The sequence below is a fragment of the Moorena sp. SIO4A5 genome (genome assembly GCF_010672005.1).
In the GTDB taxonomy this organism is placed as follows: Bacteria; Cyanobacteriota; Cyanobacteriia; order Cyanobacteriales; family Coleofasciculaceae; genus Moorena.
Window position 1 is genome coordinate 14,281 of the sequence record NZ_JAAHHZ010000079.1, and the last position, 17,672, is coordinate 31,952.

The window sequence follows — 17,672 nt, forward strand, 5'->3', positions numbered from 1 at the left end:
ATTTGGGTTGGGAACTACAACCTATCTCAAAGGAAAAATTTTGCTCAACGAGTATCAGGTAATTTCATAAAATAAATAAATTTTATTTATTTATTTTAAATCGCCATACATACATAATAGTTAATAATAGTTAAAGCCATGTCAGAACAACATCTCAAAAGCGATATTCAGGCAATACTTAAGGAAATTTTTGCCCCCTTAATTGTGGGTAAAAGCGCAGAGGAATTAGACTCCCATGCCAACATTTTCCAGATGGGACTGGAGTCGATTGCCTTTGTAGAAATCGCAGGAGCAATTAAAGCAAAACTAGGAGTGAATATTTCACTTCGCTCGATGTTGGAGAATAATTCCACTATCAATGACTTGTCTGAGTACATCGCCGAAAAAATGCCCGAAGCCACGCGATTATCCTGGGCACGGACAAAACCCGAGTCTTTATCTTTAGAAAAACAAGAGAAGCCAAGTAAAAATGGCGGTGCTGCTAGCAGGGCTCTAGCGAAACAGATATCGGAGCCATTAACTTCTCACGGACCATTAACTTCTCAAACGGCGATCGAACGGGTTGTGAGCCAGCAGCTTCAGCTGATGTCCAAACACCTAGAATTGCTACGCAACGGTTCTTCGGGGAATACCCCAACTCAGGCACGACTGCCTTCCCAACCCTCTAGCAACAAACAAAAGAGCCTACAGAAGCAGAGCCTAGAGTTGGAAACGGGTCGTCCAGAGAGCATAAAACTGTCCCCAAAAACCGAGAAATCAGAAGGTGCAGGGTTAGTCGAAGCGCCTGACTTTATACCTAATCCAGCCTTTATAGCGACTCGCTTGCAACCCGAGGTGCAGGAACTGGTGGTGGAAAACAAAAAGTTACACCATTACATCACCCAACTGGTACCACAACTGGAACAGGTGAGTCTGACCTTTATAATCCAAGCACTAAGGAATCTGGGTTGGTCTTATCAGGTGGGAGAGTCTATTAGTTTAGCTACGGTGGCTCAACGGTTGGGAGTTGTGCCCCAACATCAGCGGTTGTTGGTTCGATTGCTACAGATTTTATCATCGGAAGGAATCCTCAAACCACATCAGGGTCAATGGCAGGTACTGCAACCGTTGCCGACGTGTGATGACCCTGCCCTACAGAATAGTCCTGCTCTGCAGCAGCTGCCAGAATGGCAGTTATTGTATCGCTGTGGCTCCCAGCTCAGTTCAGTGTTGCGAGGAGCAGTGGATCCGGTGAAATTGATGTTTCCTGCTTGGGACACGAGCACCGCTACCCAACTGTATCAAGATTCTCCAAGGGCTCAGGTGTTCAACAAGCTAGTGCAGCAGGTGGTAACCACGGCAGTGGCAGGGGCTCCCCAGCAAAGGGAACTGCGGATCTTGGAAATTGGTGCTGGGACAGGGGGCACCACCAGTTACCTCTTACCCCATCTGCCAGAGGATCGAACTCAATATTGTTTTACCGATGTGGGAGATCTGTTCACTGCATTGGCTCAGGAGCGTTTTGGGGACTATCGGTTTGTGGAGTATCAAGCTCTCGATATTGAACAAGACCCCAGCTTGCAGGGATTTGAGCCTCATTGCCAAGATGTGGTGATAGCAGCAAATGTGTTGCATGCCACGCAGAACATGAGGCAGACCTTGGCGAATGTGAGGCAGTTGTTAGCACCAGGGGGAGTCTTAGTGCTTTTAGAGGGAACCCATCGACAACGGTGGGTTGACCTAACATTTGGGTTGTTAAAGGGATGGTGGCGATTTGCGGATGTGGATCTGCGATCGGATCACCCCCTGATCGATAAAAGGCAATGGCTGCAGCTTTTGCAGGAGAGTGGTTTTAGTTCGGTAGCGATACTGCCAGATGTTGAAGCAGACGATAACCTGGGACAGGTGGTGATACTGGCTCAAGTAAGTGGGTCTAGTTCCTCCAAGCTGGTGTCTAAACAGGGAACCAAGAAATCAGAAGGTGCAGGCTTCACTGTCCAGCAGCAACAACATTTGGATGGCTTAATAGCTCGAGTAGTCCAACGCACCCAAGAATCAAAACAATTGACCCAAGCTGCTCGTAAAGTATTAGCTAATCCTAGGGCAGCCAAATGGTTCGATAGCTCTATCAAGGAGATGATATATCCCCTCCACATTCAGCGCGGAGCTGGTGCGAGAATCTGGGATGTTGATGGCAATGAGTATATAGACCTGACCATGGGGTTTGGTCCGCTCTTATTTGGTCATTCGCCACCTTTTGTTATCGAGGCTATCCAAGAGCACATTCAACGAGGGCTCCAAAATGGTCCGCAACCGCATCTTATAAGCAAAGTTGCCGAGTTAATGTGCGAGCTAACTGGTCAAGAGCGGGTTTGCTTTTGCAACTCAGGCACCGAAGCAGTGATGGGAGCAATCAGGATAGCCAGAGCCACTACAGGACGCACTAAAATTGCTTTTTTTGCTAATTCTTATCACGGACATTCAGACGAGCTGTTGGTCGGCAAAATAGATAATCAAGACGGAACATCCCGTACCATTCCAGCTTTTCTAGGAGTTCCAAAGCATAAGGCAGAACAAGTCATAATGCTTGACTACGGAAATCCCAAATCTCTGGATATTATCAAAGCTCATGCCCACGAGTTGGCAGCTGTTTTAGTAGAGCCAGTACAGAGTCGTAAGCCGGATTTACAACCCCGAGAGTTCCTGCACCAGCTCAGAGAATTAACCCTCTCAACGGGAGTTGCATTGATTATAGATGAGGTAATTACAGGTTTTCGGATGCACCCCGGCGGCATCCAGGCATTGTGGGGGATTAAAGCTGATATTACTGCCTATGGCAAGGCCTTGGGAGCTGGACTGCCCATTGGAGCAGTAGCTGGTAAGGCTAGTTTTATGGACGCATTGGACGGTGGATTTTGGAGTTATGGAGATCAGTCTTCTCCCTCCCCAGACGTCACGTTTTTTGCAGGCACCTTTTTCAAGAATCCCCTTGTAATGAGTGTTGTATGGGCAGTTCTCAACCACATCAAAGACCAAGGACCCCAACTGCAAGCGGAGTTAACAAAGAAAACCACGAAATTAGCCAACCATCTCAATGATTACTTCAGGGAAAAGCAGTTGCCAATTCAGGTAGTTCATTTCGGGTCATTGTTCCGGTTTACTTACCCGGAGCACCTCTGGATGAATTTGCTTTTTTATCATTTGCTGGAGCGAGGGATTTACGTGGCGGAAGTGCGCAACCTGCTTTTGTCTACGGCTCATACCGATGAAGATATCGAACAGATTATTCGGGCGGTAAAAGCAAGTATAGAAGATATGCAAGCAGGGGGATTTTTACCGAGTTCGCCATCTAAGCTAAGTAAGCCGAGTGATGAAGACAAAAAAGAGGTTCAGCTACCCCTTACAGAACCCCAAAAAGCAGTCTGGATGGCCTCTAAAATAGCAGAGGGAGCATCCAAAGCTTACAACGAATCGATGGTGATTCACTTGCGGGGCCAGTTGAATTTGGAGGTGATGGGCAAGGCAGTCAGGGAATTGGTCAATCGTCACGAAGCCCTCAGAAGCACTTTTAGCCCAACGGGAGATTACCAGCGGATTGCTCCGAGCGGGGGCTTAGATATTCCTCTGGTGGACTTTTCTGGTTTAGATAATGACTTGCGCGATCCAGAAGTATCCCAGTTTTTGGTGCAAGAAGCCGGAAAAACTTTTGATTTTGAAGTCGGTCCTTTGTTCCGCCCTTTGGTTGTAAAGCTCTCGGAAGAACACCATATTTTGGTTCTAACTTTTCATCACCTGGTTGTTGATGGTTGGTCCATGGAAATTTTGTTTCGAGAACTGGGTGTAATTTATTCAGCGCAGTGCCAAGGGGTTTCCTACGATCTGCCGGAACCCATGCAATATAGCAAGTACGTTCGACGGATTGAGGCTCGGCGGCAAAGTCCGGAAATGGCCTCTGCGGAGGCTTATTGGTTGCAGCAATTTGCTGATTCCGTTCCTGTACTGGATTTGCCCACCGATCGCCAGAGACCATTGGTCAATCGATACAGGGGCGATCGCAAAACTCTGAAACTGGGTAAATCTCTGTGCGATCGCCTCAAAAGCCTGAGTGGGCAATGTCAATGCACCCTGTTTACAACGCTGCTAGCTGGATTTATCTTGTTGCTACATCGGTTGAGCGATCAGAACGACATTGTTGTAGGCATTCCCACAGCAGGACAACTGTCTGCAGGTTGTGAATATATGGTGGGTCACTGTGCCGATCTCTTGCCATTGCGCGTGAAGGTGGGTTCCGATCCGAAGTTTAAAGACTATGCTAGTACGGTCAAAAAGGTGTTTTTGAATGGTTACGACCATCAAATTTATCCTTTTATCGACTTAAGTCAAAAGTTACAGCTACCGCGCGTTCTGAGTCGAACTACCCTAATTGGAACTACATTTAATTTAAACAAAATTAGCGCCGATCCAGAATTTTGGGGTCTGGAAGTTGAATTGGCACCGAATCATGGGAAGGGAGCTAAGTTTGATCTGGTTTTCGATATTTTTCAGACAAACAGCGAGCTGATTGTGATGTGCGATTACAATAGCGATCTATTCGACTCCCAAACAATTCGGCTCTGGCTGGGTCATTTCCAAACTTTATTATTGGGCGCAGCCGCAAATCCAGAGGCACCACTGTCACAGTTGCCTCTCTCCACAGAACCAGAAGGTCGAGAATTGCTGAAGGAGTGGAATGACGCATATGCCGACTATGCCCAGGATATGTCCATCCACCAGTTGTTTGAGCACCAGGACAAGCGCACCCCCGAAGCAAATGGAGGTTACGTACCGTTAGACCCAGATTATCCCAGCAACCCTATCGGTAATATCTTAGAGGATTCACAGGCCGAAATGCTGTTAACTCAAGAGCCTCTAGCAACAAAACTGAACACTCCTGAACAGGAAATTCTTCAGGCGATCTGGTGCGAAGTGCTTGGGTTAGAGTCGGTCAGTTTGCATGAGGACTTCTTTGAAATCGGCGGGCACTCCCTCCGAGCAACCCAAGCTATCTTTCGTATTCGTAAAGTATTCTCGGTCGAACTGCAATTATCAGCTCTGTTTGAAGCTCGAACAATAGCACAACTGAGTGACCGGATCGCAGCTATGCGCCGTGCTCCTGCCGAGGTCCTACCCCAGATTTTTCCCGTTTCGCGAGAGGGCGATGTACCCCTCTCCTTTGCTCAAGGACGTCTTTGGTTTCTTAACAATTTCGCTCCGGGCAACCCAGCTTACAACATTCCGATCGCCTATCGCATTGAAGGATTCCTTAATGAGGAGATCTTAGCAAATGCCCTAAATACCATTGTTGAGCGTCAAGAATCGCTACGTACCAGTTTCCCTGTTGTCAATGGCTATCCAGTGCAAAGGATAGAGACATCGGTGGAAGTAGGGCTTAACATTATTGACCTCACAGGTATGGGGGATAGTGAGACCCAAACAAAAATTGTAGAGATAGCGAAGACCGAATATCTCTGGCATTTCGATCTCAACAACGGACCACTTTTTCGCTTTACACTGGTTCGACTCACAGATGAGGAACGCATTTTCTTCGTCAATCTGCATCATATCATAGCCGACGGGTGGTCGATTGGGGTGTTTAACCGCGAACTTGGTCAGTACTACCATGCAGCTACAACAGCAGAGGCGTTGCACCTTCCTGAACTGCCAATTCGTTACACTGATTTCACTGTAGGTCAGCAGGCCTGGCTACAGGGTAAGGTACGGGAGAGTCAGCTGGCTTACTGGAAAGACCAATTAGCAGGACTTGTTCCCTTACAATTGCCTAAAGATTATCCACGTCCAGCGGTTCAAAGCTTTGTTGGTAAAGCGGTGCAGTTTGGCCTTAAGCCCGAGATAACAACATCTCTCCAAAGGCTAAGTCGTGATCACGGTGTAACTCTCTTCATGACTTTGGTAGCGGCCTTTTTCCTTCTGCTCTATCGATACTCAGGTCAGGAAGACCTAGCCATTGCAACACCAATTGCCAACCGCAACCGCCGTGAAATCGAGCATCTCATTGGCTTCTTCGTCAACACGCTAATACTTCGTTGCCACGTTTCTGGAGACATGACTTTAACAGATTTGTTGCAACAGGTACGCCAGGTCTCGCTTTCAGCTTATGCACGCCAGGACTTTCCTTTTGAGCAAGTGGTTGAGGCTCTTGCCCCAGAAAGAGACAGCAGCCAAAATCCGCTAGTGCAAGTAATTTTTGCTCTTCAGAACGCGCCAATGGAGCCACCAATCTTGCCAGGTCTCAATGTCGCATTGGAAACCTTTGAAGAATACACTGCACGCTTTGATCTGGAGATACATTTGTTCCAGGTTGAAGATGGATTAACTGGCTATATAGTTTACAACACCGATCTGTTTAAGTCATCAACAATCGAGGGATTAACAAATAACTTTGTAACTCTGCTGCAATCTCTAAGCATCGATTCGAGTCAAAGTATTCAGCAGGTGCCAATCCTAGAGGCGTCTGAACAGATGGAACTGATAGGTGCGGGGCTTAACAATTTCCAGATTCCATACCCACGCGAGAAGACAGTCCACGAATTATTTGAAATCAAAGCTAAAGAAAAAGCAGAAGCAGTTGCACTAATATATGGCCAACAGATACTTTCCTACGAGGCACTGAACGTCAAGGCCAATCAGCTGGCTCGATATTTGAAAACCCTGGGTGTGAAACCAGAAATGCCGATCGGGATCTACCTTGAACGTGGAATCGACAGCATTATTGCCCAACTTGCAATTCTTAAGGCTGGTGCATGCTATGTTCCTCTCAACCCAGAAGATCCAGCAGCCCGAATCCGTTTTATCGTGCAAGATACAGAGCTTGAGATCATTATTACTGACAGTAAAACCTCGCAACTGCTGCCTGCAAAATTGAACAACGTGGCACCAGAGCTAGTTTGCCTCGACCGATCTCAAGCAATCATTATGGCTCAAGAGGAGGACTGAACTCTTGGAGTCAACAGCCATCCTCTCAGGCAACTTCCCAATTTTCCCTGACCCCGGAACAATTACCGATTTATCTCGGACCGACGGTTCTTGTGGATGACTCTCCTGGAATTGAGGTTTTCAGCGTCGGATGCCTTCCTCAGGACAGTGAAGAAGTCATCGGTCATATTCTGGCTCAGGCTTGGTGTGGAGGCAGTTCCATTGATTGGGCTGCTTTCCAGGGTGACGCAGCCCCAAGGCGAGTGCCTCTTCCCACCTATCCCTTCGATCGCCAACGCTATTGGGCTAAACCGGCTGGTCCGATTGTTGCTAAATCGGTTCCTACTCCCATAGCAAAACCGATTACCCCTTTCCCCCTATCCAAACAGCCTGATCTGGGAGGATGGTTCTATCGGCCTCACTGGGAGCAGAAGCTGCCCTTAGCCCCTGTTAGCCCTGCTACCATCGCCCAACGGGGAGAGTTCTGGTTGCTGTTTTTGGATGATTGCAGCATTGGAGAGGGTTTCGCCCGATATCTGCGGGAAGCTGAAATCGGGGTGGCTACGGTAAAACTTCAACCAGGTGCTGAATTTAAAGCCCTCTCAGATTGGGACTATTGCCTGAACCCCGATAGAGCCCAACACTATCGGGATCTGTTCCAAATTTTGGAGCAACGTCATAGCACCCCTCAACAGATTTGCCACTTTGGGTCTGTTACTGCTCCTGAAACAGAACCCAACCCAGAGGTTGTCTTTAACTCCCTCCTTTTTTTGGTACAAGCATTAGGTCCCCAAGCAACAGCAAATTTAACTATTATATCCACAAATCTTCATGGAATTGAACCAAGCGATCTACCTTGTCCAGCTAAAGCACTTCTTCTTGGTCCTGCCCTAGTCATTCCCCAAGAATATGCCAAAATCAACTGCCGCAGTCTTGATATAGAGCTACCAAAAAACCAACTTCAGAGACAAAACCTTCTCGATCGGATTTTGGCGGAAGCGGTTGCCCCTGAGGAGGATGCAGTCATTGCCTATCGGGAAGAAACTCGGTTGGCACGAACCTACAAATCGCTGCAGCTCCCAGAGAGCAGCAACGATCGAACCGAACCCCGACTGAGACAGGGTGGGGTTTACCTGATTGCAGGAGGACTAGGGGGAGTTGGACTTACCCTGGCTACCTTCCTGGCAAAGTACTACGCAGGGAAAATTGCTCTCCTCACCCGCTCGTCATTTCCTGATCGGGATTCCTGGGAAGGAATTTTGAAGCAGAAGCGGTTGCCGGATTTAAGTTCCTCGATTGAGGAATTGCGAAAGGTTGAAGCTAAGCTTTCTGATCAACTAGCTATTGCAGCAATCTCCGATTATCCAGGATTGACCGAAAAATTAACGGACTTGTGCTGCGCCCATGGGTTCAATTATGTAAAGACTGCCTTTGTACAAACCGATTCTTCCCAAAGTCTTTCGTATAAAGCTATTTTGGAAAGCCTAAGGGTTTTGCCGGAGTTAGAGGGATGCGTTCTTTATATCCTCGACTTACTAATGGCAGCAGAAATTATTAGCTATAAGGATGGTCTCTATTACCTCGGAGCTAAGGCAGATCGGGTCAAGGAACCCGAAGAGCTAAGTGCAAACCTGCGTCGTCATTATCCAGATTTTCGGGGTTTGGTTGAACTCTTAGACCATTGTGCGATCCATTACTCTGCTGCCTTGACTGGAAAGATTCCGGCTATTAGCGTGCTTTACCCTGAAGGACGCTCCGACTTTTTAGCCAAAACCATGGAAAACACCATTGAACACAGTAGGGAACCCATCTATCGTCAGGTGGCAGCAGAATTGGTAGCCAAGCTGGCTTCCCAGCAGCAAGGGCGTCCTCTACGCATTCTCGAAGTGGGTGCAGGCAATGGCTTGCTTACCGAGGTAGTAGCCTCAGCTTTGAAGCAGTTAGAGGGGGTTGAGTGCGAGTACTGGGCTACGGATATCAGTCCTACCTTCGTAGAACAGCTCAAACAACGCAGCCAAGAATGGGGATTTGATTTCATCGAAACTAAGGTGTTTGATATTTCTGACAATCCTCTGGATTGGGGCTTTAAATTAGGTCATTTTGACATAATTTTGGCCCTCAATGTGGTTCATGCAACCCCTCAGATTGAGAGTACCCTCTTCAATCTCCAGTCCCTCCTGGTTCCTAGTGGAACCCTCGTACTAGTGGAGGCCACTCACACCCCACCTTGGGTAGATATGGTTTGGGGTTTGTCCAAAGGCTGGTGGCAGTTTGAAGATCGGCATCTTCGTCAGCGTTCGCCTCTCTTAAGCCAATCCACTTGGGAAACTCTTTTGAGGGAGCAAGGATTCGCTCTGGTGGAAAGCTTACCTCAAGATTCCAAGAACCAAGCCGCAACCGATACAGCCCTGATTATAGCCCAGTCTCCCGCGCGAGCTGGGGAAGCCTGGGATCGGGAGGCAGATCCAGAAGAAATTACCCGCCATCGTATACGTCGCCTTCTGGAGATCGAGCAGCTTGGAGGCCAGGTGCAGGTTTTGACCGCCGATATCGGCGATCGCGATGCTCTCAAAACCCAAATTGCCGCAGTTGAAACTCACTTCGGTGCCATCAATGGAGTCATCAATTGCGCTATGGTTCTGGACGATGGCTTGATGCAGCTGGAAACCCCGGAAAAGACCCATCGGGTGTTTCAACCTAAGGTATGGGGAACTCAGTTTCTGTTTGAATTGACCGATAATCCCCAGCGAGATTTCTTCGTCATGAGTTCTTCTCTTGCTTCTACCATTGGGCTTTATGCGCAAGCAGACTACTGTGCAGCTAATGCTTTTCAGGATGTTTTTGCCCATCGAATGAACTCACAGAGCGATACTTTTGTTTGTTCTATAAACTGGGGGATTTGGAGCGAAGCGGGGGCTGCCATGCGCCTGCTGATGGATTCGAGCATTGCGGCACCTCGCCAAACCTGGGTTAACCATCCCCTCTTTGAATATTGCGTAGATGCTGGACCTGGGCGAAGAGTTTATCATGCTAGGCTTTCCACCCAACGCCATTGGATTGTGGCCGAACACCGATTGGGCGATCGCCCCCTAGTGCCGGGTACCGGTTTTCTGGAGCTTGCTCGGGCAGCTTATCAGGATTGGCAACCCTGCACCAGCGTGGAGCTGCGGGGGGTTTATTTCCTGGAACCCCTATTAGTTCCCGAATCTACCCACAAGGAAGTAAGAATTGTCCTTGAAGAAAGGGAAACGGCTTGCGACTTCACTATCTTTAGTTTGGAGCCCGAGACAGGTTGGTATGAAAATGCTCGGGGAAATCTGGTTACCCTATTGCCAGAGGATAACAAAACCATAGCATATAATCTGGAAGCTTTAAAGCGGTCTCTTACTCAGGAGCGGCCCAGAGAGATGGGAGTTGCGGCAAGCATAAAGGAACTAAAATGTTTTGGTGATGTTTGTGTGGGTCCGCGTTGGTACAAATCAATGTCGAATATCTTTGTTGGGCAGAACCAAGCCTTGACAGAAGTTATCTTGCCCGACGAATATAAAAAGGATTTGGAGCATTACCATCTCCATCCGGCCATGTTGGATTTGGCGACGAGCTTTGCTTCGACTCCTGAGGCTTTTTATTTGCCCTTTAGCTATAAGAAACTGCGACTCTATCACCCCCTGCCCCAGCAAATAACAGCCTATGCCCGTTATTTAGATAAGGGCCAATCGGGTGCGGCAACTCTCTCTGTGGACATTTTGTTGCTAGATTCTACGGGTGCGACTTGTGCCAGCATTGAAGGTTTTACCTTGAAGAAAGTGACCGCTGAAGTTTACGAGACTTCATCAAGTCCCGTTGCCCCTCCAGATCTTCATCCTGAGCTGCGTCAGGGGATGAGTGGAGTTGAAGGAGCTGAAGCCTTCCGACGCATCCTCAACCAATCCTTACCCCAGGTTCTAGTGTCTACCCAGGATTTTGCCGGGGTTCGGGCCCAGAACAAAGCGAAGACAATGGTGCGTTTCAAGGAAAGCGCTTTGCCTGAACTGCGGGAATTTACGGCAGCCCAATGGCAATCTCACAGAGTGGAGGGAACTGAGACGGTCCAAGGTTCGTTTGAATCCCAACAAGGGATTTCAGCGGATACCGGAGCAAAAGTGGTTGAGATATTTTGTCAAGTGCTTGGGGTGAAGAATATTGGACTTGAGGACGACTTCTTCGAACTCAATGGTGATTCTTTGCAAGCAATTATGGTGACGTCCCGCATTCGAGATATTTTTGGTGTCGATTTGGGTCCCGATGCTCTGTTTGACTATTCCACAGCCGCAGAATTAGCGAAGGCCATTCAAACCCAGAATAAGCCCGTAATTGATCAACCTCCAAACCAGAGCCAGGATGTTGAGGAAATGTTTCTGCGTCAGCAGGTTTACAACCTCAGCGATGAGGAAGTGGAAGCCATGCTCGGTCGGTTGAGTTAGGGGAAGCGGTGGTAAGCTGTCAGGCTACCAACGTAACCAGGGACAAATTCGGCCTAGGGAATGGCCTCTATCCCTGAGAGCTGGAAGCCTTGCACCATTGGCTGTCCCGGCTTAAGTTGGTAGCCTTCAATTTAGATGCGTGTTAGCTTAATTATGGATGATAAAAGAGAACGGTTGCTCAACTTATTGAAACGAGAACAGAAAAAATTTTTGCCCCTTACTCCGGCACAGGAAAGATTATGGCGGATGGAACAGGGCTGCAAGGGGCGACCTGTATATATTATCCCTGGGGCGATTCGATTTCGTGGTGAACTGAATCTTGTGGCTTTTCGCCGTTCTTTGGATTATCTGGTGGAGCGACAGGAAGTTCTGAGGATAACTTTTACTGTGGTACAGCAGCAGGTTTTGCAGGTGCTCACTTCTATGAAGGCGGCGCTGACCGTTCTGGACTTGGAATCTTTTCCGCCTTCACAGCGCCAATCTTTGTCCCAAAATTATTTGGTACAGGAACTGGAAACTCCTTTTGATTTGTCCTGCGGTCCGTTATTTCGGACGCTATTATTGCGGCTATCTTCCCATGACTGGATTGTTTTATTCAATCTACATAACATTATTGTTGATGGGTGGTCCATGGGAATTTTTTACGAGGAGTTAAGTCAAGTTTATGATGCATTTTGTAAGGGGCTTCCAGCTCCTTTATCGCCATTGGGGCTGCGCTATCAGGACTTTGTTCGGGAACTGACCTCTGAGTTCAAGGGTACTCGTCTGGCTGAAGCTACAGCTTATTGGCGGCGGACGTTTCAGAATCTGCCTGATTTGACCTTGCCTCCTGTGCGGAATCGAGACCTTAACAACAGTCATAATGGAGGTAGCCTTGATGTTCGCATTGATAGGACTCAAACAATCGCTCTCCAAACCTTCGCCCAAAGCCAACGGGTAACGCTATTTATGGTGCTGTTAGCAGTATTTAGCATTTGTCTTCATCGTTATTTTCAAGTTGAGAAGCTGGTAATTGCCACACCAACAGCCAATCGGGATCGGAGCGACCTGGAGGGCTTGATGGGACTTTTAGTAAACGTTCTTGTACTCCCCATTGATTTGCGAGGAAACCCAACCTACCGCACTATTTTGTCCCGAATTCGAGCGGTGACTGTTCAAGCCTATGCCCACCCCCAGGTTCCTTTTAACCAACTGCTCCCCGATCTGCCGTTTCCAGAACCCGATGCCCGCAATCCCCTTGCCCACTTCCTGCTGGCGTACCACGGATTTAGCCTCAAACCCCTCGCCTTCCCCAATTTAGAGATGGAGTCATTGAAGTACCCCATCAAAACCAGTCGCTACGAACTAGGACTGCACCTCTGGGAAAATACCAAAACCCATCTCTCCTCAACATCAGCGGAGCATGGGGGACTGAGTGGAACCTTTTTTTACGGCAGTGCGCGTTTTGATTCGGTGATGGTCGAACAAATCATCAGCAAATTCCAGCAGGTACTCCAACAAATGATTGCTCAGCCAGATGCTTGTTTATCAGAAAAGTGAGGATTCGGGGCACTGGAGAGCATCCAGTTCAATGGAAGCTCGAAAGCTTTACACCGTCAGTTTGATACGATGGGGTAAAAATCATTCAAGCCTTTAATTGGTAAGGGATTGAGCTGATTCAAGTTAATTAGGCTGAACCAGTAGCGGATTCGGGGGTGGGGATCGCATCGGGAAGTTCATCTTCAATAAACCGCAATCGCGGATACTGATAAGCGCCAATGGTTATCATCACAATCAAGATCCCCACCACAATAAAAATCAAGTCAATACCTCGGCCAGTTCCAGTACCTATAATTTTACCGAGGCTATTGGCTAATTGTCCATTAACCGCCATAAGGGGTTCAAAGACAAGTTCGTCTAAAGGACCTGCTATAAGGGCGGCCAGAGGAATACAGGAACGGGCTACCATACGTCTTAGCGCAAATACCCTTCCCTGGAGTTCAGGGGGAACCTTTTGTTGCCAAATGACCTGACTGCAACTAAAGATAATTGGCGCACAGAAATAAAGCGCAAAATTCGCGATCGCCAGCAAAAGAATTGAACTATGGCATCCCGTTACAATTACAGATAAAGCGAGCGCCAAAAATAGCACGAACATAGTATCGATATATCGTTTTGTTCCCGACCAGACAATCAATGTCAAACTACCTAACACCATTCCCATTCCCCCAATGGATTCGATCCAACCAAAGGCGACCGTTGAGAACAAGGATAAAACTAGAGGCGCAAACAAAACTGCAATAAAGCCAATCAAAAAATTACAGGTGGCAAAAAAAACAAGCAGGCTTAATAACCCTGGTCGCATGGCTATATAATTCCAGCCATTAAAAAATTACCCAAGCAAAGCTTTAATGCTAATATTTAAACTCAAATCGACGTTCTTGGGTTCTGGAAAGCGAACCAGCAGCAACGTTAGCAAAGCAAAACTAAACGTAATCAAGTCAATGGCAATAATCCCCTGTAGTCCAATACTAACCAGCAATACCGCAGCTAATACAGGGCAAAACAGCTGTCCGATCGCTTCTGCTACCTGGGTCATACCGCTGGCTCGACTGAGCTGATCGTGGGGAACCAAAAGAGTTGTGGCTGCCGCATAGGCAGGCCACTGAAATGTATTGAGTACACAGTTTATTGCTGTTAAAAGGTAAACATAATAAATGCTCAAGCTGTTGTTTACAAGCAGAATTGCAATTCCTAAGGTACAAATACAATTACCAGAATCGCTGAGAATCATCACCCAACGGCGGGGCCAGCGATCTACAAGAGAGCCTGCTAGAGGAGTAATTACAATCAACGGAAGTGTATTGCATAGAGTGATTAGGGTAAACAATGTGACAGACTGCGTACTTTGATAAACCCAGACTCCTAAGGCGAAGCGCGTTAGCCCAGAGCCTATTAGGGAAACTAATTGCCCGAGCCAAATCAAAATGAAATATCTCATGGTTTCCATCCTGTGTATGGATTGTATTTTAATCCAGAATTGTTGATTGTTATAACCCACATTACCCACTTCCATATGTAGTATTAAGATTTACATAAATTAAAATAAGAATCATGAGCAAAAAAAAATCAACCATGGTTGATTTTTCGACACAAACTTACTCTTGTCATTTTTGATGTCAAAAATCGTACCTGTGATTTCCACCCCTTGAGGTTTAACGACTTCTTCTAATCCGTCAATTTATTTCTCTGAAAGCGCTCAGTCCACTTTCGCTAAGGGTGATGGGGTAGGCTCTGTAGTTAGAGAAAGAGATAGTTATGGGATCACTGCGACGGTTATAAATGTTAGGGTAATCCCAGTGATTTGGTATAAATTGTACTTGACAAAACTAAGTTTTTACAATTGCAATTCGGACTATAAAATCTCTCCATAATGAAGGAAACTGCATAGAGAATAGGGCTTGTCTGCAAAGTAAATTCTCCAAGGTATTTGGGTAGCGATCTCCCAGAGAGCTCGTTTCGCAAATGGGCATGATTATAGGCATGATTACTGAGCGATCGCCAAATTCCAAATTCAATATCGAATCGATTAGATAAATACCATTGATTTTTCTGTATAGATTAAGACAGACAAGCCCTAAATCACAGCAATACATTCAATCTCGACTAAAACATCCTTAGGTAGTCGGGAAACCTCAACACAGGCACGAGCTGGAGCCTCTTCCTCGTTAAAGTATTTGGCATAGATCTGATTTACTGTGGCAAAATCATTCATATCTGCCAGAAATACCGTGGTTTTGACTATGTCCGGGATTTTAGCTCCAGCAGCGACTAGGATAGCTTCAAGATTAGCCATTACCTGTTCTGTCTGCTTGGCGACATCATTACCACCAACAATCTCACCGGTGCTAGGGTCAAGGGGAATTTGACCAGCGACAAAAATCATTTGACCGCTGACTGCGATCGCTTGATTGTATGGTCCTACGGGTGCTGGGGCATTGGGGGTACGGATAATCTTTCGTGTCATAGTCTTCAGTCGTTCCAGGATGGACAAGTTGACACATTCCAAGATAGCAGTTTGAGCATTCCCATCTCAGCTTTATCCCTGACCGATACGTCTTGACCTTGGTAGTAAGGAGGTCAAGAATAGGGGGATGATGGGTAATAGTGGTATTAGTAGGATGAGGGGCAAGAAAGTGCTATGTCATCAATGCACCTCATTATCAGTAGTATCAGTAATCAGCACTAACGCACCAAGACCCTTCAAACCGGGTTTCTGGTTATAAATCAAAGGCTGATATCCAGTAATTATATTAAGAAACCGGGTTTATGCTTAAGTCCTGTAACCATTAACTAGTAACAATAGTAACCATTAATTATTAATTATTCTATACTGAGTCTAGATTTTGGAGAGGATATTTGCTACTAGTTAAAAACCACAAAAACTAATAACTTAAAAAAAATTTTTAATGAAAAATAAAATCCTGAACACTATAGATGAACTAGGTATTCGATTTGTGCGTATCCTCTGGTGCGACAATGCTAACATCATCCGTGGTAAAGCAGTCCACTGGAAAACCTTACCAGACTACCTCAAGCACGGTGTGGGCATTTCAGCAGCCCAGCAAGCTCTACCGGTGATGTATGATGTCCCAGTCCCAGGCAGTGGCTTGGGACCCATCGGTGAAATCCGCTTAGTACCGGATTGGGAAACCTTAACCCCCTTACCCTATGCTCCTGGTCATGCCCGTGTGTTTGGGGATATGGTCAACAATGGTAGCCCATGGCCGTATTGTCCCCGAAACTTCCTCAAAAGGATGGTAGCAGAAGCGGAAAGTGAGGGCTTACAAGTAGTTGCTGCATTTGAAAATGAGTTTTACCTGCTGCAGCCAACCCCTGAGGGTATTCTACCGGTAGACAATACCGTATTTGCCTCGACGCTGGCAATGGATCAACATCAGCAGGTGATTGACCACATTGCTGAAGCCTTGGTCGAGCAAGGCATGCCCGTAGAGCAGTATTACCCAGAATGTGGTCCTGGTCAACAGGAAATTTCTATACTATACACCCAAGCCCTACCAGCGGCAGATCAACAAATAGCCTTTCGGGAGACAGTAAAAGCGATCGCATTTCAACATCACCTGGTTGCCTCATTTCTGCCCAAAATCCTAGCTGACCAAGCTGGTAATGGTTGTCACCTCCACCTCAGCCTATGGCGGGATGGCAAAAACCTGTTACTCAATCCAGAAGGGGATGGGGGACTTTCCAAAGTCGCCTGTCAGTTTATTGCTGGAATTTTACACCATTTACCTGCTTTAATGGCACTAACCACACCCAGTACTAATTCTTATCGACGGATTCGCCCTCATTGTTGGAGTGGCGCGTTCCGTTGTTGGGGAATCGATAACCGAGAGGCTGCGGTCAGGGTACCGAGTAACCCAGACGGTGAGAGTCCAACCAATTTTGAACTGAAAACTGTTGATGCTTCTTCTAATCCTTATCTAGCCTTGGGAGCAGTAATTGCGGCTGGCTTGGATGGAATTCGTAACAGTTTGGAATTGGGAGAAGCCGTAGCGGTAGATCCAGGACATTTGACAGAATTAGAACGTAGTCAGAGGGGTATTGAGTTATTGCCAACTAATTTAGGGGAAGCGATTGGTAACTTAAGTGCTGATCAAGTACTTTTGGATGCCTTAGGAGTAGAATTGGCTCAAGCCTATCTAGCGGTAAGGAAAGCCGAGTGGGAGGCAATGAAAGATTTTGAGTTGGAGGAGGAAGTCGAGCTTTTATTAGAGCGATATTGAATCAATTGATATTGGTAAGCATTCAGCCGTCAGCTAATGCGCTACGCGCACGCTACACCGAACAGCTAGCAGAAGCTTAAAGCTGATAGCTGAATGCTTAGGCATACTTGTTTATATTTTAAATTAGAAAGGGGACGTGATAGGATAAAAAATCCCACTTGATCGTAAGCATTCAGCTATCAGCCGTCAGCCGTCAGCTTATTTTATTCACAAGCACCATTAGTAGCCTAAGCTATGGGCATAAACTGTTCGCGTAGCGTGGCCACAGACCTTTAGCTGTTCGGTGTAGCGTGGGCGTAGCCCATTAGCTGATACGCGACACGCTGATAGCTGACGGCTGAATGCTTACACTTGATCTAATCGCAACCGTCCCTATCTTTAATTGGCAAGAGGGTAACGTTTCACTTTGTATGATGCCTGTTGTGTCCCCCTGATTCCGCTTATTCCTAACTCCAATTCACTCAGCTTTTTTTGT

7 protein-coding genes are annotated in these 17,672 nt (G+C 46.9%); 4 read left to right on the forward strand and 3 right to left on the reverse strand.

The window, feature by feature from the left end; all coding sequences use genetic code 11:
* Positions 1–138 precede the first annotated feature (138 nt).
* From F6K57_RS22280 to F6K57_RS22290, 3 genes are all read left to right on the forward strand, one after another.
* Positions 139–6,972: an aminotransferase class III-fold pyridoxal phosphate-dependent enzyme gene (locus F6K57_RS22280; protein ID WP_293017303.1), complete on the forward strand. Its 6,834-nt coding sequence runs from the start codon at positions 139–141 to the stop codon at positions 6,970–6,972.
* Positions 6,924–11,414, forward strand: a complete 4,491-nt coding sequence (locus tag F6K57_RS22285) for a KR domain-containing protein (protein WP_293070704.1) — start codon at positions 6,924–6,926, stop codon at positions 11,412–11,414. The genes F6K57_RS22280 and F6K57_RS22285 overlap by 49 nt, the downstream gene beginning before the upstream one ends.
* 153 nt (positions 11,415–11,567) lie before the next feature.
* Entirely contained in the window at positions 11,568–12,953 is a 1,386-nt protein-coding gene (locus F6K57_RS22290) for a condensation domain-containing protein (protein WP_293017301.1), read from the forward strand.
* 127 nt (positions 12,954–13,080) lie between these two features.
* On the opposite strand, the gene F6K57_RS22295 is transcribed toward F6K57_RS22290, so the two are convergent.
* From F6K57_RS22295 to F6K57_RS22305, 3 genes are all read right to left on the reverse strand, one after another.
* Entirely contained in the window at positions 13,081–13,758 is a 678-nt protein-coding gene (locus tag F6K57_RS22295) for a hypothetical protein (protein ID WP_293037912.1), read from the reverse strand.
* Positions 13,759–13,785: 27 nt separating this feature from the next.
* Positions 13,786–14,394 carry an MFS transporter gene (locus tag F6K57_RS22300; RefSeq protein WP_293017299.1) on the reverse strand — a complete coding sequence of 203 codons (609 nt, stop codon included), beginning with the start codon at positions 14,392–14,394 and terminating at the stop codon, positions 13,786–13,788.
* A 636-nt stretch (positions 14,395–15,030) separates the two neighbouring features.
* Positions 15,031–15,462 carry a RidA family protein gene (locus F6K57_RS22305; protein ID WP_293017298.1) on the reverse strand — a complete coding sequence of 144 codons (432 nt, stop codon included), beginning with the start codon at positions 15,460–15,462 and terminating at the stop codon, positions 15,031–15,033.
* A gap of 400 nt (positions 15,463–15,862) precedes the next feature.
* Here F6K57_RS22305 and F6K57_RS22310 point away from each other — a divergent pair, with 400 nt between their 5' ends.
* Positions 15,863–17,197 carry a glutamine synthetase family protein gene (locus F6K57_RS22310; RefSeq protein ID WP_293017297.1) on the forward strand — a complete coding sequence of 445 codons (1,335 nt, stop codon included), beginning with the start codon at positions 15,863–15,865 and terminating at the stop codon, positions 17,195–17,197.
* The last annotated feature ends 475 nt before the right edge of the window (positions 17,198–17,672 follow it).